At 46.0% G+C, this 19,836-nt stretch carries 19 protein-coding genes and 1 pseudogene; 19 read left to right on the top strand and 1 reads right to left on the bottom strand.

The features are described 5' to 3' along the window. The first annotated feature begins 1 nt into the window (after position 1). The 8 genes and pseudogenes from ACXHJ1_RS22195 (at position 2) to ACXHJ1_RS22160 (ending at position 7,349) form a co-directional block, all read left to right on the top strand. On the top strand, positions 2-2,119 hold the full coding sequence (locus ACXHJ1_RS22195; protein WP_457905227.1) for a DNA ligase: 2,118 nt from the start codon (positions 2-4) through the stop codon (positions 2,117-2,119). Further along, positions 2,116-2,415 carry an EscU/YscU/HrcU family type III secretion system export apparatus switch protein gene (locus ACXHJ1_RS22190; RefSeq protein WP_016819285.1) on the top strand — a complete coding sequence of 100 codons (300 nt, stop codon included), beginning with the start codon at positions 2,116-2,118 and terminating at the stop codon, positions 2,413-2,415. The genes ACXHJ1_RS22195 and ACXHJ1_RS22190 overlap by 4 nt, the downstream gene beginning before the upstream one ends. Continuing rightward, the gene (locus ACXHJ1_RS22185) at positions 2,415-2,798 is read left to right on the top strand and encodes a YraN family protein (RefSeq protein ID WP_017427917.1); all 384 of its coding nucleotides are present in this window, start codon (positions 2,415-2,417) and stop codon (positions 2,796-2,798) included. Before ACXHJ1_RS22190 ends, ACXHJ1_RS22185 begins: the two co-directional genes overlap by 1 nt. Before the next feature lie 155 nt (positions 2,799-2,953). After that, positions 2,954-3,505 carry a nitroreductase family protein gene (locus ACXHJ1_RS22180; RefSeq protein WP_103042382.1) on the top strand — a complete coding sequence of 184 codons (552 nt, stop codon included), beginning with the start codon at positions 2,954-2,956 and terminating at the stop codon, positions 3,503-3,505. Between the two features lie 163 nt (positions 3,506-3,668). Then, the gene (locus ACXHJ1_RS22175) at positions 3,669-3,911 is read left to right on the top strand and encodes a magnesium chelatase domain-containing protein (protein ID WP_260846455.1); all 243 of its coding nucleotides are present in this window, start codon (positions 3,669-3,671) and stop codon (positions 3,909-3,911) included. A gap of 40 nt (positions 3,912-3,951) precedes the next feature. Next, entirely contained in the window at positions 3,952-4,230 is a 279-nt protein-coding gene (locus tag ACXHJ1_RS22170; RefSeq protein WP_260846456.1) for a hypothetical protein, read from the top strand. A gap of 1,117 nt (positions 4,231-5,347) precedes the next feature. Beyond that, positions 5,348-5,510: pseudogene (locus tag ACXHJ1_RS22165) on the top strand (EscU/YscU/HrcU family type III secretion system export apparatus switch protein); the annotation flags it as partial. A 219-nt stretch (positions 5,511-5,729) separates the two neighbouring features. Next, positions 5,730-7,349 (top strand): YifB family Mg chelatase-like AAA ATPase, encoded by a 1,620-nt coding sequence (locus ACXHJ1_RS22160; RefSeq protein ID WP_457905226.1) that lies wholly within the window; start codon positions 5,730-5,732, stop codon positions 7,347-7,349. A 278-nt stretch (positions 7,350-7,627) separates the two neighbouring features. Here ACXHJ1_RS22160 and ACXHJ1_RS22155 read toward each other — a convergent pair whose 3' ends face one another. Beyond that, positions 7,628-8,056 (bottom strand): organic hydroperoxide resistance protein, encoded by a 429-nt coding sequence (locus tag ACXHJ1_RS22155; protein WP_457905225.1) that lies wholly within the window; start codon positions 8,054-8,056, stop codon positions 7,628-7,630. A gap of 147 nt (positions 8,057-8,203) precedes the next feature. On the opposite strand from ACXHJ1_RS22155, the gene ACXHJ1_RS22150 reads away from it, so the two are divergent. The 11 genes from ACXHJ1_RS22150 to fliE all read left to right on the top strand — a co-directional run bounded on the left by ACXHJ1_RS22150 (position 8,204) and on the right by fliE (position 19,821). Further along, the gene (locus tag ACXHJ1_RS22150; protein ID WP_016820941.1) at positions 8,204-8,674 is read left to right on the top strand and encodes a MarR family winged helix-turn-helix transcriptional regulator; all 471 of its coding nucleotides are present in this window, start codon (positions 8,204-8,206) and stop codon (positions 8,672-8,674) included. A gap of 340 nt (positions 8,675-9,014) precedes the next feature. After that, the gene (sucC, locus tag ACXHJ1_RS22145; protein ID WP_016820942.1) at positions 9,015-10,175 is read left to right on the top strand and encodes an ADP-forming succinate--CoA ligase subunit beta; all 1,161 of its coding nucleotides are present in this window, start codon (positions 9,015-9,017) and stop codon (positions 10,173-10,175) included. 49 nt (positions 10,176-10,224) lie between these two features. Continuing rightward, positions 10,225-11,154, top strand: a complete 930-nt coding sequence (gene sucD, locus ACXHJ1_RS22140; RefSeq protein ID WP_013370665.1) for a succinate--CoA ligase subunit alpha — start codon at positions 10,225-10,227, stop codon at positions 11,152-11,154. A gap of 228 nt (positions 11,155-11,382) precedes the next feature. Further along, a complete protein-coding gene (gene dprA, locus ACXHJ1_RS22135; protein WP_457905224.1) occupies positions 11,383-12,501 on the top strand; it encodes a DNA-processing protein DprA in 1,119 nt (372 codons plus the stop codon). 215 nt (positions 12,502-12,716) lie between these two features. Then, a complete protein-coding gene (gene topA, locus ACXHJ1_RS22130; RefSeq protein ID WP_016820944.1) occupies positions 12,717-14,819 on the top strand; it encodes a type I DNA topoisomerase in 2,103 nt (700 codons plus the stop codon). Between the two features lie 27 nt (positions 14,820-14,846). Next, positions 14,847-16,187 (top strand): FADH(2)-oxidizing methylenetetrahydrofolate--tRNA-(uracil(54)-C(5))-methyltransferase TrmFO, encoded by a 1,341-nt coding sequence (gene trmFO / locus ACXHJ1_RS22125; RefSeq protein ID WP_016820945.1) that lies wholly within the window; start codon positions 14,847-14,849, stop codon positions 16,185-16,187. A gap of 26 nt (positions 16,188-16,213) precedes the next feature. Beyond that, positions 16,214-16,756 carry an ATP-dependent protease subunit HslV gene (gene hslV / locus ACXHJ1_RS22120; protein ID WP_013370669.1) on the top strand — a complete coding sequence of 181 codons (543 nt, stop codon included), beginning with the start codon at positions 16,214-16,216 and terminating at the stop codon, positions 16,754-16,756. 36 nt (positions 16,757-16,792) lie between these two features. Next, the gene (gene hslU / locus ACXHJ1_RS22115) at positions 16,793-18,193 is read left to right on the top strand and encodes an ATP-dependent protease ATPase subunit HslU (RefSeq protein ID WP_457905223.1); all 1,401 of its coding nucleotides are present in this window, start codon (positions 16,793-16,795) and stop codon (positions 18,191-18,193) included. Positions 18,194-18,600: 407 nt separating this feature from the next. Further along, a complete protein-coding gene (flgB, locus tag ACXHJ1_RS22110; protein WP_017427923.1) occupies positions 18,601-19,008 on the top strand; it encodes a flagellar basal body rod protein FlgB in 408 nt (135 codons plus the stop codon). Positions 19,009-19,014: 6 nt separating this feature from the next. Next, a complete protein-coding gene (gene flgC, locus ACXHJ1_RS22105) occupies positions 19,015-19,467 on the top strand; it encodes a flagellar basal body rod protein FlgC (RefSeq protein ID WP_013370672.1) in 453 nt (150 codons plus the stop codon). 39 nt (positions 19,468-19,506) lie between these two features. Continuing rightward, on the top strand, positions 19,507-19,821 hold the full coding sequence (gene fliE, locus ACXHJ1_RS22100; RefSeq protein WP_007430020.1) for a flagellar hook-basal body complex protein FliE: 315 nt from the start codon (positions 19,507-19,509) through the stop codon (positions 19,819-19,821). Positions 19,822-19,836: the final 15 nt, after the last annotated feature.

Raw genomic sequence — 19,836 nt, 5'->3', positions numbered from 1 at the left:
TATGAACATCGGATCTGTATTCCGTGGATTACTTGGAGATGTGAAGGCGGGAGAGGCGAAAAAACTTGATATGCAGCCAGGCCAGGTCGTAAGAGGAGTCGTATTAAAGGTGTCTGAGGACGGCGACGAGGCAGTGTTGCAAATACAGGGTTCTCAGGTTAGGGCAAAGCTGGAGACCCCTCTTCAACCTGGACAGACTGCAACGTTTCAGGTACAGCCGGCTTCTTCCAGTGGAATGACTGTGCTTAAGCCTCTGAATGATGCTGCCAATATGCCACAGCAAACCGTAGCGCTGACAGATGTATTGGAATCGGTGGGACTGCCGGATACAGCTCAGAACAGAGAGCTTATACAGGCAATGCAAAAGAATGGTGTGCCGTTGACATCTGAAAATGCGGCTTCTTTACAAGAAGCCTTGTCGAAGCAAAGCGGAAATGTGCAATTGGGCACATTTGTACAGGCAGCGGCAGTTGCCTTTCAGCGGGGACTCCCATTAACAGCCGAAAGCATAAATGGATTGCGCCAAACGATGTTTGGGCCTCCTTTAAATGATCTGTTGTCATCGTTGGAGCAAGAACTTGAAGCGGTGTTAAAGCAGCAAGGGCAGGGAACGCTCACTGACCGTTCAGTTGGGGAAGCAACAATAAAAAGCGCTGACCGAACGTCAGCTAGTCCAACAGGCACTTCTTCTGTGATGATTGCAGATGGACAGGAAGGCCAAACTCTTACATTGTCCAAGGAGCCCTCTGGCACTGCCGCTGCAAAACAGGCAGAAACGGGACAACAAGCCACAGGCGGCAAGAAATTGTTAAAAGGGACTCAGGCAGCCAATCTTGCTGCTACAGTGAGCGAAGCGAGTGTTTTGGCTACCGATTCGGGTACTCCGGCGGGATCTACTGCATTTGCAGCCAACGGGACTGCCTCAAAAGAGCCGGAAGCAGTTAACGGACGAGGAGCGACAGTGGTATTGGACGCTGGTGCAAATGCGCCTGAATCGGACGCTGCTGACGCATTAAACGGCTCCCGTACTAAAGTGGAGCAACCACAGCAAGCTACTGCGGCAGGTACGCAGCTTAAGGATGCCGATGGTGCTCCAACTCCGGCCACGGCAGAGCCTGCGGGGGCGAAGTCTGCCTTAAACGTAGTCATGGCAGACCGTCCTTCTGCACAGTCAGCAGCTGGCTCTGCGCCGCCCTCCGCGGCGGGCAGCGCTGCTACGCTAGAGGCTCCGATCCAGCGGCTGCGTCTCCTTCTGCAAGAGCTGCGTGCAGCAGTGCCACCCGAACTGAGCACGGCTGCGCCAGATCAGTCCAAGGGAGAGGTAGCGCAGCCAGCGGCTGGCGCTTCGCGTACGGCAGATGCTGCCGCTTCACAGCCTACGGCGACGAGCACGAAGATCAGCCCTATGGAGGATCCGTGGGTAGGCCGCGTGCTGAAGCTACTCGGTGCTGAGCACGAGCAGCAGGTACACCGCTCGACTGCACAGCTCGCGCAAGGGGCGGCGGCACGTACGGAGCCGCCCGAGGGAGTGCCGCAGACGCTGCCGGGATTAGCGGCAGACGACTCCGTGTCAGCGGCCGCAGACACCGTAAAAGGGGCACTACTCCAGCTAATGAGCAGTGACGACCTGCCGCCTGCTTTGAAAGAGGCGGCACAGCAGGTTGTACAGCACCTGACAGGCCAGCAGCTGCTGCTCAATACAGACCGAACGGCGCCTTTTGCACAAGTGCATATGTTTATACCGTTTATTGGACCGGACGGTCGTGAAACAGCTACAATCCAGATTCAGTCCCGCCGTGGCAAACGCGGAGAACTGGATGCCTCCAACTGTCGACTTTGGTTTGATTTGGACATGAAAGGGCTTGGTCCGACGCTGGTGGATGTGCAGGTTGTAGATCGGATTGTAAGTCTCAAGCTTCATAATGATCAGGATTGGGCGGCTTCGCTGCTAACCAGTGGACGTGAGTCCATTCGCACCGCGCTGGAGTCGCTAGGCTACCAACTTCTAACGTTGCGAACCGAGCCTATGCCCGTAAGGACTGAACAGAGTAGCCCTGCCTCTTCCGAGGTACAAAGCTATGTGCCTCAGCCGTACAAAGGAGTCGATCTTAAAATATGAAAGAGCCCTTGGAACCTCCTTCACCTTCCATGAAGAAGGCGGTCGCCCTTAAATATACGCCCGGTGAGAGCGAAGCGCCGATTGTCGTTGCCAAGGGGAGCGGCCGCATTGCGGACAGTATTTTAGAAAAAGCCAAAGAGCATGGCGTTCCTGTTCAGGAGGATGCTGCGCTGGTTGAAGTACTGTCCAAACTTGATTTGGACGAGCAAATCCCAGCTGAACTCTATCAGTTGGTAGCAGAGGTGCTAACCTATATTTATCAAATGGATCGGCTTGCTCCAAGAGATGACTGGTGATGGGGTATGACATGAAGACGAGAGGTAAGGATCAACGGAAAGCCAAAGGAGCAATGGGAGAAGAGGCTGCAGCTTTGTTTTTAGAAACCCTGGGTTATCGTATCCTAGACCGCAATTGGCGATGCCGCAGCGGGGAAATAGATCTGATTGCCAGGCAGGAGCATATACTCGTGTTTATTGAAGTACGTAGCCGAAGTAGCTCCAAATATGGAACACCAGCAGAATCAGTTACTCCGCGTAAAATCACCCAGGTTCGTCAAACAGCCGCAGTATACTTGCATATGAACGGAATTGGAGATGCTCCAATTCGTTTTGATATGATTTCTGTACGATTATCTGATGAAACGGCTGTGGTTACGGACCATTTTATAGATGCATTTTAAAAGAGTAAGAACTTTTACGAAGGTTGGAGCGCAGGACTGAATTCATATGTACAGGTTGACAGAAAGGAAAGCTGCAGGTATATTTTATTGAGAATAGTTATCATTTTCATTCTATAATGAATATCTAGTCGTTGTACCTGTGAAGGAGGATTTACGTGACAAAGCATACCTTTAGTGAACATGTCATAGATGTAATTCAGGAACGCCGGACGATTAAACGATTCAAATCTGACTCTATCCCGGTAGATACGATTAAAGAACTACTGGACGTCGCGGTATGGGCTCCTAATCATAAAATGCGTGAACCGTGGCGCTTTCTGTTGTTTGCTGGTGAGGGACGGAGAAAGCTTGCAGAGGCAATTGCCGCCGATATCGGTAAGGATAACAAGTTTGAAAATGGGATTCTACACAACCCGATACAGCTTTTAGTGGTGATGGAAGAAGACCCGCGTCAAGCGGTTTGGGATGAAGATTTTGCAGCGGTCAGCGCGCTTGTACAGAACTTTATGCTTGCTGCATGGAGCAAAGGAATCGGAACGTTTTGGGTGACAAAACCATTTTTGTATTCGCCTAAGTTCCGTGATTGCTTGGGAATTCAACCAGGTGAGAAGGTAATTGGAATGATATATGCAGGCTATCCTGATGTTATCCCGGAATCAAGATCCCGTACTCCAGTAGCTGATAAGTTAACCTTAATTGACAAATAATCTGTCGTCAGATAAGCTTAGTTGAGGATTTGAAATTAGGGTTGAGAGCTAAATTTAGAACATTATATTTTTTTCAATGAATGAAAATTTGGAAGCACCTTTTTTCATATAGGCAATGATTCCCCAGAGGAACATTTCAATATGATGAGAGGTGCTTTTTGATATGTTTGGAAAATTACATGGAGCGTGTCTATATGGGATAGATGGCGTTCTGATCGAAGTTGAGACTGATTTGTCCAATGGCTTGCCTCAAACCGCGATTATCGGATTGCCGGATTCAGCGATTCGAGAGGCAGTAGAGCGTGTGAGAGCAGCAATCAAAAACTGCGGATTCAAATATCCATCCCAGCGTATCACGATTAACTTAGCTCCTGCTGATTTGCGTAAGGAAAGGCTCATCTTTTGATCTTGCCATCGCTTTAGGCTTGTTGACAACCAGTGAGCAGGTGTTTTACCGGTGGGGGAACGAACGCTGTTTATTGGCGAGCTGGCGCTTGATGGCAGCATTCGCCCTGTGTGATAGGGTGTTGTCCATGGTTGATCTGGCCAAGCGAGAGGGATTCGATTCCGTGCTGCTTCCTCAAGAAAACGCAAGCGAGGCACGTCTAATTACGGATATACGTATTTACGCTATACACCATCTGGCGGATCTTATCCCAGTTAATGATCATGCACAAGGCACCCCAGACGGCCAAGTGATGGAGTTCCTTGATCTTCATTTGTAGCGTGGCAATCCGCTTGAGCAGCTCTCCGTCGTTTTTCGTTCGCTCACTTCAATCAAGTTTACGAGCATAGCCCTGACATCGCGGGGCTTTTTTTATTGCCTACTGATAAAGATGGTCATTTTTTCCAATCTGTTTGTCTGTTTCGATTCTATAAAAACTAGCATATTCTATATTATTACAAAAGAAGGGAAGTTGATTCGAATGGGAAAAGTAAATTCTTCTAGAAAAATTCTGAAACCTACGCGTCGCCTAAGAACTAAAGCAGGTACCGCATTCATTTTTAGTATCAACAATGTAGGTCCGAATTTGTTCCAAAGTCGCTTGAACCTGGCTGGGTTTGTTAATTCCTCAAGTAGGGTACTTGTCTCGATCACGGAAATTGGTATTTTTGGCGGTCAAGTTAAGCCGTTTCAAGGAGCTGCTACCATGACGATCCATAACGTCGTTCCGCATGACGACGGTATAGTAATTGTACGTGGGAATACTGGCTGGGGTAGTCCCCTCAATATACGACTTTCAGTCGTGGTTTTCTAATCGTTAGACCTGCTGAACGCACTTCTCACGGGTGAAAACTGAAAACTCCCGCCACTACGTGGAAATAAAATGTCGAATTCGCGGCAGCGCACAGAGCAAAAAGTCCTGACCTCTCAGGTTTTTTTGTTCCTTCAATTTCTCATCAGACTTATCTATCGGAGAACGCAGTTATCCATGATGATCCATCCTTTAGTTAGGGTAAAGAAAATCAATAAAGAATGGAAATCGCACTCCCGCGTACGGCAATAGGACACGCTCGTCAAGCCTTCGGCTTCTCCTCTTCGCGCCGACCCAAAGGTAGACGGCTTACTTGTCTTCTTTTTAGAGTTACATCATCGTGGAAAGTAAACTCGACAATACATCATCCCTGATAAATTTTAAATTAATAGTATTTATGAAATTATAAGAAAATCACAAATGTGTTTAATAGAGCCTAAAAGAAAAAAGCGATCTCCCACCGAAAGGAAAACCGCTTAGTATCGTCAAACCCTTGATATTACTTGGTTTTTCAATGCGTGAAAATGTATCATAATATCCTTCTTATGGGACGGCCGGGTGCTAGAAAAACGATGCTCATCCGCAGGTCGCCCTTAAATATACACCCGGTGAGAGCGAAGCGCCGATTGTCGTTGCCAAGGGGAGCGGTCGCATTGCGGATAGCATTTTAGAAAAAGCCAAAGGACGTGGTTCCTGTTCAGGAGGACTCTGCGCTGGTTGAAGTGCTGTTCAAACTTGGTTTGGACGAAACCCGGAATCAAGATCACGTACTCCAGCAGCCGATAAGCTAACCTTGATTGACAAATAATCTGTCGTCAGATAAGCTTAGTTGAGGGTTTGAAATTAGGATTGAGAGCTAAATGTAAAACATTATATTTGCAATGAATGAAAATTTGGAAGCACCTTTTTTCATATAGGCAATGATTCCCCAGAGGAACATTTCAATATGAGGAGAGGTGCTTTTTGATATGTATGGAAAATTACATGGAGCGTGTCTATATGGGATAGATGGCGTTCTGATCGAAGTTGAGACTGATTTGTCCAATGGCTTGCCTCAAACCGCGATAATCGGATTGCCGGATTCAGCGATTCGAGAGGCAGTAGAGCGTGTGAGAGCAGCAATCAAAAACTGCGGATTCAAATATCCATCCCAGCGTATCACGATTAACTTAGCTCCTGCTGATTTGCGTAAGGAAGGCTCATCTTTTGATCTTGCCATCGCTTTAGGCTTGCTGACAACCAGTGAACAGATTGTTTTGCCAGTGGGGGAACGAACGCTGTTTATTGGCGAACTGGCGCTGGATGGCAGCATTCGTTCTGTAAATGGGGTGTTGTCCATGGTTGATCTGGCCAAGCGAGAGGGATTCGATTCCGTGCTGCTTCCTCAGGAAAACGCAAGCGAGGCACGTCTAATTACGGATATACGTATTTACGCTATACACCATCTGGCGGATCTTATCCCAGTTAATGATCATGCACAAGGCATCCCAGACGGCCAAGTGATCGATCAAAATTGTACTGCCAGTAAGCAAGTTATAATCCATTCCTATGACCATTTACCTCAAGCAGAGCATATACCGTTGTGCGAGCAAGAAGAACTAGCCAGTAATATGGAGGATTACAGCGATGTGCTGGGTCAGCTACACGCCAAACGTGCATTAGTTATCGCTGCAGCAGGAATGCACAATATTCTTCTTATGGGACCACCGGGTGCTGGAAAAACGATGCTCATCCGCAGGTTGCCCTCTATCCTACCGCCTTTGACTGAAAAGGAGTCGCTAGAAGTGACCAAGGTATACAGCGCAGCAGGAAAATGGAAGGAGTCCTCGCCTCATCTCATGCATGTTCGTCCCTTCCGTGCACCTCATCATACAATCTCTGCTGCTGGATTGGTGGGCGGAGGAGGCATACCCAAACCAGGAGAAATCAGTCTTGCACACCGAGGGATTTTATTTCTAGATGAGTTGCCAGAGTTTAGCCGCCATGTGCTAGAAGTGCTGCGGCAGCCCCTGGAAGACCACCATGTGACAATCAGTCGTTCACGTGCTGTATTTAAGTATCCGGCGCATTTTTTACTTGCAGCTTCTTTGAATCCGTGTCACTGTGGCTTTTTCGGCAATAACACGGAACATCAGCGCTGTACCTGTTCACCTACAGCAGTAGCTCGATACCGTTCACGTATTTCCGGTCCATTGCTGGATCGAATTGATCTTCAGCTTGAGGTATCACAACCAAAGGACTGGCGGGAGGAAAAAGAATCCCTGTCGTCTGCTGACATGAGAAAGCAGGTGTTGGTTGCTCGAGCAATACAAATCCGCAGATACAGTAAGCTTCCTTTTTCATGGAATAGTGAGCTGTCCGGTCAGATGCTGCGTAAATATGCAGTATTAGATCAAAATGCAGCGGAGCTGCTTGATCAGACGATGGATGCACTTGGTTTAAGCATGCGTGCGTATGATCGAATTCTCAAGCTGTCCCGCACCATTGCAGACTTACATGAGTCAGAGAAAATTACGACTTCACATGTGGCTGAAGCTATTCAATACCGCCATATGGATAAAGCAAGCGCCAATTTATCCGAAATGTAAAAAGGCGATAAAATTAGCAGATACAGTACGATCATTTTTACGGAAAAGTTTTCCAAAGGATATGTGTACGAGAGAAAACGGAAAAAAGGACAAAAAAAGCTCCAGGCAAAAAGACCTGGAGAAGAAAAAAAGATTATGACAATAGTGATTATACTATGAGTATATCAATTTCGTATATACGATTATGCATCATCTCCCATGTTACTTGATGGAAAAACAACAAGCCCCTTGACCAATACGATTGAGGGGCTTGTTGTGAATTTCATTCTAACTCTAAGTTACAAAACGTTCAGTTTCACTTCAATATTACCGCGGGTAGCGCGGGAGTATGGGCATTGTTCATGTGCGCCTTTCACCAGTTTTACCGCAGTTTCATGATCTACGCCTTTGACCAGAACGTCGAGGTTTACTCCGATTCCGAAGCCGCCGTCTTCGACTTTGCCAAAATGGACCGTAGCTGTGACTTCGGTACCTTCATGTTTTACACGCTGCATGCGAGCCACCATATTTAAAGCACTGTCAAAGCAAGCAGAATAGCCTGCGGCGAACAGCTGCTCTGGATTTGTACCTGCGCCACCAGCGCCACCCATTTCTTTTGGAGTATCAATATCTAAACGAAGTTCAGGGGAAGAAGACTCGATATAACCGTTACGCCCACCAACTGCTTTTACTGTTGTTTCATACATTTTTTGTTGAATGGTCATCATAATCCAATCACTGCCTCTCGCTCAATTTATATTTTACACAATTTAATTTATCAAAATAATTATCGTTTGTAAAGTATTTTAGGCAATTAGAATGTATTTTGTTATATAATGTGCTAAAATAATGACGAAAGCAGGTGACTAGACAGCATGGAAAACAATTTTAATAAAGATGCAGCGTTGAAACTTGATAATCAGTTATGCTTTGCCATATATGCATGCTCCAGAGAGATTACAAAGCTGTACCAGCCTTATCTGGAAAAGCTTGGTGTAACGTACTCGCAATATTTGGTGCTCATCGTGCTTTGGGAGCGTGAAGAGTGTACAGTGAAGGAATTGGGTGAGGCGTTATATTTGGATTCTGGCACACTAACTCCACTATTAAAGAGGTTACAGAATGCCGGGTTGATCGATCGAAAGCGTTCCACTCAAGATGAGCGTAAGGTGCTGATTTCTTTGACGACAGAGGGAAGAGCGTTGCGGGATAAAGCCCTGTCTGTACCAGGATGTATACAGGAAAAAACAAGTATGACTCATGATCAATTTGGGTCGCTTTTGCTTCAGTTTAATGATCTGCTTGATCGTGTTCATCAAGCGAATGTACAGATTGAAAAATCATAATAGATACTTTCAGTTGCTCTTGCGAATTCTTACGACATGAGTTGTTGTTAACTGAAAGAAAAATGCCCTTAAATTCTAATGAAATAAAGTACCTCTCATTGCGGATTAGGTAATCCCATTTTGCGGAGGTGCTTTTTTTGTGTGAATTTGTATTAAAAAATAAAATCCAATAATATCCAAACATTCGATTTTGGGAATGATAATGATATCAAAATACTGTAATTCATGAGGTTAAATTATAAGGAAAGCGTTTTAAAAACATGTTACAATGATGTAGGTTTAGTATAGATTTCCTTGTGAACCGCCCTTGTTGCAGTCATGTTGATAGGAGGATTCCAGAATGAATATCCATGAATATCAGGGTAAAGAAGTATTAAAGCAGTACGGAGTGGCTGTACCGAACGGCAAGGTTGCCTACACGGTGGAAGAAGCCGTTGCTGCGGCAGAAACGCTTGGAAGCGCTGTTACGGTCGTAAAAGCACAAATTCATGCTGGTGGACGCGGTAAAGCGGGTGGCGTAAAAGTTGCCAAAGGTTTGGATGAGGTGCGTACTTTCGCTTCTGAAATTTTGGGTAAGGTGCTTGTGACACATCAGACCGGACCTGAAGGTAAAGAAGTCAAACGCCTTTTGATTGAGGAAGGCTGTGATATTCGCAAAGAATATTACGTAGGCGTTGTCGTGGATCGCGCGACTGGACGCATCGTATTGATGGCCTCCGAAGAAGGCGGTACGGAAATCGAAGAGGTGGCTGCGGCTACTCCGGAGAAGATTTTTAAAGCAGTTGTTGATCCAGCAATTGGGCTTCAGGTGTATCAAGCTCGTAAACTGGCGTATGAGATTAATATTCCCAATGAGCTGGTAAATAAAGCGGTTAAGTTTATGCTGGCGCTTTACGAAGCATTTGTGGACAAGGACTGTTCGATTGCAGAAATTAATCCCCTAGTCGTTACGGGTGATGGGAATGTAATGGCGCTGGATGCCAAATTGAATTTTGATTCCAATGCGTTGTTCCGTCATAAGGATATTCTGGAATTGCGTGATTTGGATGAAGAGGACGAGAAGGAAATTGAGGCATCTAAATATGATCTAAGCTATATCGCTCTGGACGGCAATATTGGCTGTATGGTCAATGGTGCAGGTTTGGCGATGGCCACGATGGATATTATCAAATATTACGGTGGCGATCCGGCCAATTTCCTGGACGTTGGAGGCGGTGCAACAACGGAAAAGGTAACCGAAGCGTTCAAAATCATTTTGTCCGATCCGAAGGTAGAAGGTATTTTCGTCAACATTTTCGGCGGGATTATGCAGTGTGACATCATTGCGAACGGCGTCGTGGAGGCTGCCAAGCAGTTGGGGCTGACTCGACCGCTTGTTGTCCGTCTTGAAGGAACGAATGTTGAGCTCGGCAAACAGATTTTAGCGGAATCCGGTTTGAATATTGTGGCAGCTGATTCCATGGCGGATGGTGCCCAAAAAATCGTTGAACTTGTTCAATAGCCTGTTTGCATTCCGATATGCCGAATAAACGATAGGGGATGTGAAGATCGTGAGTATTTTGGTCGATAAGCATACAAAGGTGATTACACAGGGGATTACGGGAAAAACGGCGTTGTTCCATGCCAAAGGTGCACTTGATTACGGTACACAGATGGTAGGTGGCACCTCTCCAGGTAAGGGAGGCACCGAGGTAGAAATTACACTGGAAAACGGGCAACAGGTCAAACTGCCAGTGTTTAATACAGTAAGCGAAGCCAAGGAAGCTACAGGCGCAACTGCTAGCGTCATTTACGTGCCGCCGGCTTTCGCAGCGGATTCCATTTTGGAGGCTGTGGATGCGGAACTGGACCTCGTGATTTGTATCACAGAGGGGATTCCGGTGCTTGATATGATCAAGGTCAAACGTTTTATGGAAGGCAAAAAGACCGTTCTGATTGGCCCTAACTGTCCGGGTGTTATTACGCCAGGAGAGTGTAAGATTGGTATCATGCCAGGTTACATTCATCTGCCAGGTCATGTAGGCGTTGTGTCACGTAGTGGTACTTTGACCTATGAGGCAGTGCATCAGTTAACCACTAGAGGTATAGGTCAATCTTCCGCGGTTGGTATTGGTGGTGACCCAGTTAAAGGTTCAGAATTTATTGATATTTTACATCGCTTTAATGAGGACCCCAACACTCATGCTGTCATTATGATCGGAGAAATCGGTGGTACAGCCGAGGAAGAGGCTGCCGAGTGGATCAGGGACAATATGACGAAGCCGGTGGTTGGCTTTATCGGTGGGGTGACTGCGCCTCCAGGCAAACGGATGGGGCATGCAGGCGCCATTATTTCTGGCGGAAAGGGAACGGCAAAAGAGAAGATTGCTACGCTTGAAGCCTGCGGGATCAAGGTGGCGCCGACTCCTTCCGAAATGGGCTCGACACTGGTAAGTGTGTTGGAAGCGCGTGGTATTTTGAATCTGTGTACGACACATTAAATCGTGTTTCTTCATTAATATACAGGCTGTAAATCAGCATCGAAATTTGCTGCTGGCTAGTGTATAATGAGAGAAAGGTAAGCAACCTTTTTATCTTCTAAAACAGGGGATGAAAAGGTTGCTTTTTTTTGCGTTAAGACAGGCTTGTCAGGGAAACGCTTGCAAAATGATTCATTGTGCCACAAAATAAGGAAGGGTTCACTCTTCCATGAATGGGGGAACCACAGTTTGGAAGAAAGATGGCTTTTATTAGGTCTACATGAGTTAGAAGGAATCGGAAGAAGAACAATTCAGCGTATTTGGTCGAGTGATTATCGATTGCATGAGCTACTGCATTTTAGCGAACAAAAGTGGATTGAGATAGGCTTAAGTCCCAACCAGGCACGCATTGCGGCACAGTGTTACGATGAAGAATGGGTACATGAACGATATCAGCGAATTCAATCGAGTGATATTGGTATGGTAACTTATGTGGACGAAGATTACCCCCTATTAATGAAGGAAACAGTTGACCCACCTTGGGTAATGTATACAAAAGGGGATAAATCACTTTTGCACACATGTTCTGTAGCCATGGTAGGAACCCGCGTTCCTACTGCGTATGGTCGAAGAGCAGCGGAGATACTAACAGAGGAATTATGTAATGCAGGGATTACAGTAGTGAGTGGATTAGCGAGGGGAATTGACAGTATTTGCCATGAAACGGCCCTACGCCGGGGAGGCAACACGATTGGTGTGCTTGGAACAGCGATTGATCAAATTTATCCTCCCCAAAATGCCTCTTTGTTTGCAGAGATGGTTAGTAAAGGTCTGATCGTATCGGAGTATCCTCCAGGTACGAGGTCGCATCCCGGGATGTTTCCACAACGTAATCGCATTATTGCCGGTTTAACGAAGGGGACACTCGTTGTCGAAGCATACGCTAGGAGCGGTTCCTTGATTACAGCGGATGCTGCGCTGGAGGCAAATCGAGATGTGTTTGCTGTTCCTGGGCCCATTACGTCACCGAAGAGTAGAGGCACGCTGAACTTGATTAAGCAAGGAGCCAAAACGGTCACTGAGGCTTCGGATATTATTGAGGAGTATGAAGCAGATTTGCGTACAAGGCAGGTTTCTTCATACAATAGAGAACAGAGTCTTAATCTTAAGAAGGTCTCCAAAGCATCGGAAAGTGAGACTTCTGAGGAAAATCGTGTGGTGGTGCTGCTGGAACAAGGAACCATGACACTGGATGAACTGCTTGATGCTACGGCATGGGATTTTGGACTTTTACACGCAGTTCTGTTATCGTTAATCATAAAAAAAAGGATCGCTCAGCTAGCGGGCACAAAATACAAGCTTATTTAGTAGTTGTTTTTGTCAAATCCTTAGTTAGTAAATGCGCAAAATTCAATTTTAAACATAGGTGGAGGGAAACATGGCGTTTATCCGCATTGCGGATACCTACTCCTTCCCCACTTCCTGAAATGTGTTGAATTTATAGCTCGTACTAACGAACTATACTCACCACATTTCAGGAAGTCTATCATATTCATGTGTGTAATTGAGAGGAGGAAGAGCCTATGGCGGATTCACTCGTCATCGTGGAATCGCCTTCCAAGGCGAAGACGATCGGCAAATACTTAGGCAGCAAATATATCGTCAAGGCTTCCATGGGTCATATCAGGGATTTACCTAAGAGCCAGATCGGCGTAGAGGTCGAAAATGATTTTAATCCCAAATATATTACCATTCGAGGCAAAGGCTCCATTCTAAAAGAGTTAAAGGATGCCCGAAAAAAAGTAAAAAAAGTATATCTGGCGGCTGACCCGGATCGCGAAGGTGAGGCTATTGCTTGGCATCTGGCGCATGCGCTGGAACTGGACGATACGGCGGATTGTCGTGTGGTGTTTAATGAAATTACGAAGCAGGCCGTCAAAGATGCTTTTAAAACCCCACGCAAGATCAATATGGATTTGGTCAATGCGCAGCAGGCACGACGGATATTGGATCGACTTGTCGGCTACAAAATTAGTCCATTGCTCTGGAAAAAGGTAAAAAAGGGTCTGTCAGCTGGGCGTGTACAGTCGGTTGCAGTGAAAATTATTTTGGACCGGGAAAACGAGATCAATGAGTTTGTACCGGAAGAATACTGGACGATAACAGCTAAACTAGCTATTAAGGACAGCACTTTTGAAGCGAAATTCCATAAGCTACGCGGCGAAAAGAAAGAGCTCTCTAGCGAAGCGGATGTACAAGAAGTGTTAGAAGCTATCGGAAAATCGTCTTACAAGGTGCGCGATGTGAAAGAGAAGGAGCGTTTACGCAATCCGTCTCCTCCATTCACAACAAGTTCCTTGCAGCAAGAGGCGGCTCGAAAGCTCAACTTCCGGGCATCTAAAACCATGTCTGTAGCGCAGCAGCTGTATGAAGGTGTGGATTTAGGTAAAGAAGGGACTGTGGGTCTGATTACGTATATGCGTACGGATTCCACACGGATCGCTACTTCGGCTCAAGAGGAAGCGAAAGAGGTCATTATTCAAAAATATGGCGAAGATTTTGTGCCTGAAAGTCCTCGTCAGTATTCAAAAAAATCGGCTAATGCTCAGGATGCGCATGAAGCGATTCGTCCAACCTCCGCCTTGCGTGATCCGGAAACCGTTAAGCCTTTTATGAGTAGAGACCAGTTCCGATTGTACAAACTGATATGGGAACGTTTTATGGCGAGTCAGATGGCTTCCGCTATTATGGATACTTTGTCCGTTGATATTGAAGCAGGCGAGACGATATTCCGGGCAGCCGGTTCGAAGGTTCGCTTTCCAGGCTTCATGAAAGTGTATGTAGAGGGGAATGACGACGGTAAAACCGAAGAAGATAAGCTGTTGCCGCCACTTCAGCCGGGCGATAAGCTGAAAAAGGAATCGGTTGAACCGAAGCAGCATTTTACACAACCGCCTCCTCGTTATACGGAAGCACGACTGGTGAAGACACTGGAGGAATTGGGTATAGGACGCCCGAGTACGTATGCACCGACCCTGGAAACCATTCAGAAGCGCGGTTACGTCGCTATTGAGGAAAAGAAGTTCTTCCCAACCGAGCTGGGAGAGTTGGTCATTGAGCAGATGGAAGAATTTTTTCCAGAGATTCTGAATGTAGAATTTACTGCGAATATGGAAGGTGATCTTGACCACGTCGAAGAGGGCGAAGGTGATTGGGTCAAGGTGTTGAGCGACTTCTATGAGTCATTCGAAAAGCGCCTGGAAGTGGCTGAAGAAGAAATGAAAGAAATTGAGATCAAGGATGAAGTATCCGACGTTATCTGTGACAAGTGTGGCAGTCAAATGGTATATAAGCTAGGCCGCTTTGGTAAATTTCTGGCCTGCTCTGCCTTCCCGGATTGCCGTAACACCAAGCCAATTGTCAAGGATATCGGGATGAATTGTCCTACATGCGGTGAGGGACATGTCGTCGAACGACGAAGTAAAAAAGGACGTGTCTTTTACGGATGTGACCGCTACCCAGAATGTGATTTTGTATCCTGGGATAAACCGTCCATTAAGCCTTGTCCAAGTTGCAGTGGCCTAATGGTCGAAAAACGTACTAAACAGGGGACGAAGCTCAACTGCACCGTCTGCGATCACAGCGAAATGCTGGAAGAGAGCGATGAGAGTGTAGAGACTTCTTAAGAACAAAGATAGCAGGGGGATTTAAAAGTGAGTGAACTACAAAAGGTAACGGTCATCGGAGCAGGTTTGGCGGGCAGCGAAGCTGCCTGGCAAATTGCAAGCCGTGGAGTGCCAGTTAAATTATATGAAATGAGACCGGTTGTAAAAACACCCGCACATCATACAGATAAATTTGCCGAACTTGTATGTAGTAATTCCTTGCGCGCGAACGGTCTGACGAATGCAGTAGGCGTATTGAAGGAAGAAATGAGAATACTAAACTCTTTGGTTCTGAGTGCGGCAGATCTCCATGCTGTTCCAGCTGGTGGGGCATTGGCAGTGGATCGTGATGGATTTTCCGGTCATATTACAGATACGCTTCATCAACATCCTTTGATCGAGGTCGTTAATGAAGAACTTCAGGAACTCCCAGAGGACGGTATTGTGGTCGTTGCAACGGGACCATTAACTTCTCCAGCTTTGTCAGAACAGATCAAAACGCTGATGGGAGAGGAGTATTTTTATTTCTACGATGCGGCGGCTCCGATTGTAGAGAAGGACTCCATCGATATGAGCAAGGTCTATCTGGCTTCCCGTTATGATAAAGGAGAAGCAGCTTACTTAAATTGTCCGATGAACGAAGCGGAATTTGATGCTTTCTATGAGGCTTTAATTACTGCTGAGGTGGCACAAGTCAAGGAGTTCGAAAAAGAAATCTACTTCGAAGGCTGTATGCCTATCGAAGTGATGATGCAGCGCGGGAAACAAACGGCATTGTTCGGACCGATGAAACCTGTAGGTCTTGTAAATCCACATACAGGGGAACTACCCTATGCAGTTGTTCAGCTTCGACAAGACAACGCTGCAGGTACGCTATATAATCTGGTTGGTTTCCAGACTCACCTCAAATGGGGGGAGCAAAAGCGTGTGTTTTCAATGATTCCGGGACTCGAAGAGGCAGAGTTTGTACGTTACGGTGTGATGCATCGCAATACCTTTATTAATTCTCCACAACAGCTTCACCCAACTTATCAGTTCAAGGGAAGAAGTAATCTGTTCTTTGCCGGACAAATGACAGGTGTAGAGGGTTATGTGGAGTCGGCGGCCTCAGGTTTGCTGGCTGGTATAAATGCAGCACGAGCAGCACGTGGACAGGAAATGTTCGTATTTCCTGCGGAAACGACACTAGGCAGTATGGCACGATATATTACAACTGCTGACTTCAAACATTTCCAACCGATGAATGCAAACTTTGGTCTTCTTCCAAAGCTGGAGACACGCATTCGTAACAAAAAGGAAAAGAATGAAGCTCTCGCAAATCGCGCGTTGGAAAGTTTGCGCGGTTATATCAACCAAACGGGAGTTATGTCAACAGAAGTACAGGCATAAGGATGAAGGAAAAGGAGGAGCGCGTTATGGATATGTCCTTTCATGCTACCACCATCTGTGCTGTACGCCATAATGGCAAAGGAGCTATTGCGGGTGATGGGCAGGTAACGTTCGGCAACAGTGTTGTGATGAAGCAGACGGCTAAAAAAGTACGTAGATTGTATCGTGGTCAGGTCGTTGCGGGATTTGCGGGTTCGGTGGCCGATGCTATCACATTGTTTGAAAAGTTTGAAAATAAGCTGGAGGAACATCACGGCAATCTTCAAAGGGCTGCTGTAGAACTGGCTAAGGACTGGCGGCAGGATCGTGTACTACGCAAGTTGGAAGCGTTAATGATTGTGATGGACTCGTCCGGGATGCTGCTCATCTCTGGAGGCGGAGAAATTATTGAACCTGACGATGATGTGTTGGCCATTGGCTCAGGTGGTAATTTTGCATTGGCAGCTGCCCGTGCTTTCAAACGTCATGGCTCTGGTATGGAAGCAAAGGACATGGCACGGGAAGCGTTAGAGGTTGCTTCGGAAATATGCGTGTATACGAACAGTCAGATTATCGTGGAAGAATTGTAAATCGGCTCTGAGTATTCAAGGGTGGAGGAATGCAAAATGAATAATCAATCGTTGACGCCCAGACAAGTGGTATCCGAGCTGGATAAGTATATTGTCGGACAAAAGGAAGCTAAAAAATCTGTTGCTGTTGCCTTGCGCAACCGTTATCGGCGTAGTAAACTGCCGGATGATATTCGGGATGAAATTGTGCCCAAAAATATTTTGATGATCGGACCGACAGGTGTGGGTAAAACTGAAATTGCACGTAGACTTGCGCGGCTAGTGGGGGCTCCTTTTGTCAAGGTAGAGGCAACCAAATTTACAGAAGTGGGTTACGTCGGTCGTGATGTGGAATCCATGGTGCGGGATCTGATGGAAACCTCTATCCGTATCGTCAAGTCGGAACGAACAGAGAATGTGAAAGACAAAGCAGAGGACATGGCAAATGAACGGATTGTCAATATCCTTGTACCTGCAGAAAAGTCAAATAAATCGCAACGAAACCCTTTTGAAATGCTGTTTGGCAATAACACAGGGACTTCGGTAGAAGAAGAACCGCCACAACAGGACGGAACCTTAGCAGAGAAGCGACGTAAGGTTAAATTTGATCTGTTGTCCGGTAAGCTTGAGAATGATGTCATAGAGATTGATGTGGAGGATACCGCACCCAATATGCTCGATATGTTTGCTGGGCAAGGGAATGAACAAATGGGAATGAATATGCAGGAGATGTTTGGAAGTTTCCTGCCTAAGCGGACGAAGAAGCGCAAGCTACCAATCAAAGAAGCCCGCAAGGTACTGATTCAAGATGAAGCAGCTAAGTTGATCGATATGGATGATGTGATTCAGGAATCTGTGAAGCGTGCTGAGCAATCGGGTATTATTTTTATTGATGAAATAGATAAGATTGCCAGCCAAGGCAAGGGAAGTGGCCCAGATGTGTCGAGAGAAGGAGTCCAGCGCGATATTTTACCTATTGTCGAGGGCTCTACCATTATGACCAAATACGGCCCGGTAAGAACAGATTACATTCTGTTTATTGCTGCAGGGGCTTTTCATGTGGCTAAACCATCAGACCTGATCCCAGAGCTTCAAGGTCGTTTCCCCATCCGGGTGGAGCTAAGTAGCCTGACCTTGGATGAGTTTGTGTCGATATTGACGGAGCCTAAAAATGCGCTGACCAAGCAATACACTGAACTGCTCCGCACCGAGGATATAAAAGTCGAATTTTCTGCGGAAGCGATCCGTGAGATCGCTAGTATTGCCGAGTCCGTTAATCGCAACACCGAAAATATCGGCGCACGGCGTTTGCATACCATCCTAGAGAAGCTGCTGGAGGATCTGTCATTTGAAGCACCAGAGCTTACATTGGATCGTATGATTATCACCCCGGAATATGTGCGTGAGAAGCTGGGAGATATTGCCCAAAACAGGGACCTTAGTCAGTATATTTTGTGAACTGAGTCTCTAAAAATAGGGTGTGTGGTCCAGAATAACACTATCTTGCACCGTCGTTTAGTCCTAGACACAGGTTAAGTTGATGATTTTTCTGTCTATTCCAAAAGTAGGACGTATAATCTTTTACAGGTGTAAAGTGCTAAGAAAACATTCATTTTCTTGAAAAAAACCTGAAAAATTTAACATTTTATGCATCTAAAGCCCTCTTTTTTAAAAAAGATAGGGCTTTTTTCTTATTGTAATTAGGTCCCAACTCTACGAAACTTAGAATATATGACAGAAAGTTAAGATTTTCTACTTAAGACCTAAAAGAAATGTATAATTATGAAATTTTATTGTCGAAAAAAAGTGAAAAATCTTGTTTTATTGAATCTTACTTTGGAGTAGACGCTGGAGGGAGGAGCTAAATGAATCTGCTGGGTGATATAAGCTTTCAAAAGCTTCAGGCAGGTGTACAGGCGGCCAATACGAGACAACGTGTGATGGCCGATAATATTTCCAATGCGGATACCCCGTATTTTAAGCGTTCGGAGGTTTCATTTGAAGAACTGCTTCAGCAGCAAATGGACGGTGATGTCACGCCATTGCGTGGAAAAGTAACCAATTCAAGACATTTTCAAATAGGACCTGTGAACTCCATTCCTGATGCCACGGTCACCAAAGATGGGTACTCAGTCATGAATAACAACATGAACAACGTAGATATAGACAGAGAAATGAGTCTTATGGCTGAAAATCAACTAAGATATAATACCTACATCCAAGAAATTAATGAGCGCATCAAAATGATGAGAACAGCGGTAGAAGGGAGATAGGACGAGGTGAAGATTAACAACGGCTTTGATATTAGTGCATCTGCTCTTACGGCCCAGCGGTTGCGGATGGACGTTATATCGAGCAACATTGCCAACGCAGAGACAACTCGGGCGAAGGTAGAGAATGGACAAGCAATTCCATATCGGAGAAAAACGGTTGTTTTGGAGCCGAACCAATCTGGCTTTGCCGATGTTTTGAAGGCTCAAATGGAAGGAAGTAGTACAAGCGCCGCTGGCGTTAAGGTTTCGCAAATTCAGGAAGATCAGTCACCTTTGAAGCCAGTGTACAATCCGGGTCATCCGGACGCTGATAAAGATGGCTATGTATATATGCCTAATGTAGACATAATGAAAGAAATGGTCGACATGATTTCCGCAACACGCTCATACGAAGCCAATGTAACAGCTCTGAATGCTTCAAAGGCGATGGTTTCCAAAGCGCTTGAAATCGGCCGCTAAGTTCCAGGACTACTAACTACTTAATAGGGAGAGTAAAACATGATTCAGAACGCCATGTTTAACGTACAGACACCGGTAATACAGCAGATTCAATCGCCTAACAATGAGTTGACGAAAGCGACGCCTTCCGAATCCTTGAAGGATTTTGGGTCCTTCCTAAAGGATGCTCTCAATGAAGTAGGGCAGCAGGAAGCCGCTACACACCAGATGTCCGACCAATTCATGGCAGGCAAAGTTGATGTAGATCAAGTCATGATCACTTCACAACAAGCGCTGCTTTCCCTGCAGCTTACTACACAGGTCCGAAACAAAGCGATCGAAGCCTATCAGGAGATCATGCGTACACAGATGTAAAGTGAGGGTTTAGCA

The sequence above is a fragment of the Paenibacillus sp. ALE2 genome, assembly GCF_054113385.1.
The sequence above is the reverse complement of the archived record's forward strand: the minus strand, read 5'-3'. Positions and strand labels throughout refer to the sequence as shown.

Coding starts and splice junctions, on each gene's coding strand:
- fliE (WP_007430020.1), top strand. CDS start 19,507: ATGATTCAGAACGCCATGTTTAACGTACAGACACCGGTAATACAGCAG.
- ACXHJ1_RS22155 (WP_457905225.1), bottom strand. CDS start 8,056: ATGATGACCATTCAACAAAAAATGTATGAAACAACAGTAAAAGCAGTT.
- ACXHJ1_RS22185 (WP_017427917.1), top strand. CDS start 2,415: ATGGGGTATGACATGAAGACGAGAGGTAAGGATCAACGGAAAGCCAAA.
- ACXHJ1_RS22190 (WP_016819285.1), top strand. CDS start 2,116: ATGAAAGAGCCCTTGGAACCTCCTTCACCTTCCATGAAGAAGGCGGTC.
- ACXHJ1_RS22160 (WP_457905226.1), top strand. CDS start 5,730: ATGTATGGAAAATTACATGGAGCGTGTCTATATGGGATAGATGGCGTT.
- sucC (WP_016820942.1), top strand. CDS start 9,015: ATGAATATCCATGAATATCAGGGTAAAGAAGTATTAAAGCAGTACGGA.
- ACXHJ1_RS22175 (WP_260846455.1), top strand. CDS start 3,669: ATGTTTGGAAAATTACATGGAGCGTGTCTATATGGGATAGATGGCGTT.
- hslV (WP_013370669.1), top strand. CDS start 16,214: ATGGATATGTCCTTTCATGCTACCACCATCTGTGCTGTACGCCATAAT.
- flgB (WP_017427923.1), top strand. CDS start 18,601: ATGAATCTGCTGGGTGATATAAGCTTTCAAAAGCTTCAGGCAGGTGTA.
- topA (WP_016820944.1), top strand. CDS start 12,717: ATGGCGGATTCACTCGTCATCGTGGAATCGCCTTCCAAGGCGAAGACG.
- ACXHJ1_RS22150 (WP_016820941.1), top strand. CDS start 8,204: ATGGAAAACAATTTTAATAAAGATGCAGCGTTGAAACTTGATAATCAG.
- hslU (WP_457905223.1), top strand. CDS start 16,793: ATGAATAATCAATCGTTGACGCCCAGACAAGTGGTATCCGAGCTGGAT.
- ACXHJ1_RS22195 (WP_457905227.1), top strand. CDS start 2: ATGAACATCGGATCTGTATTCCGTGGATTACTTGGAGATGTGAAGGCG.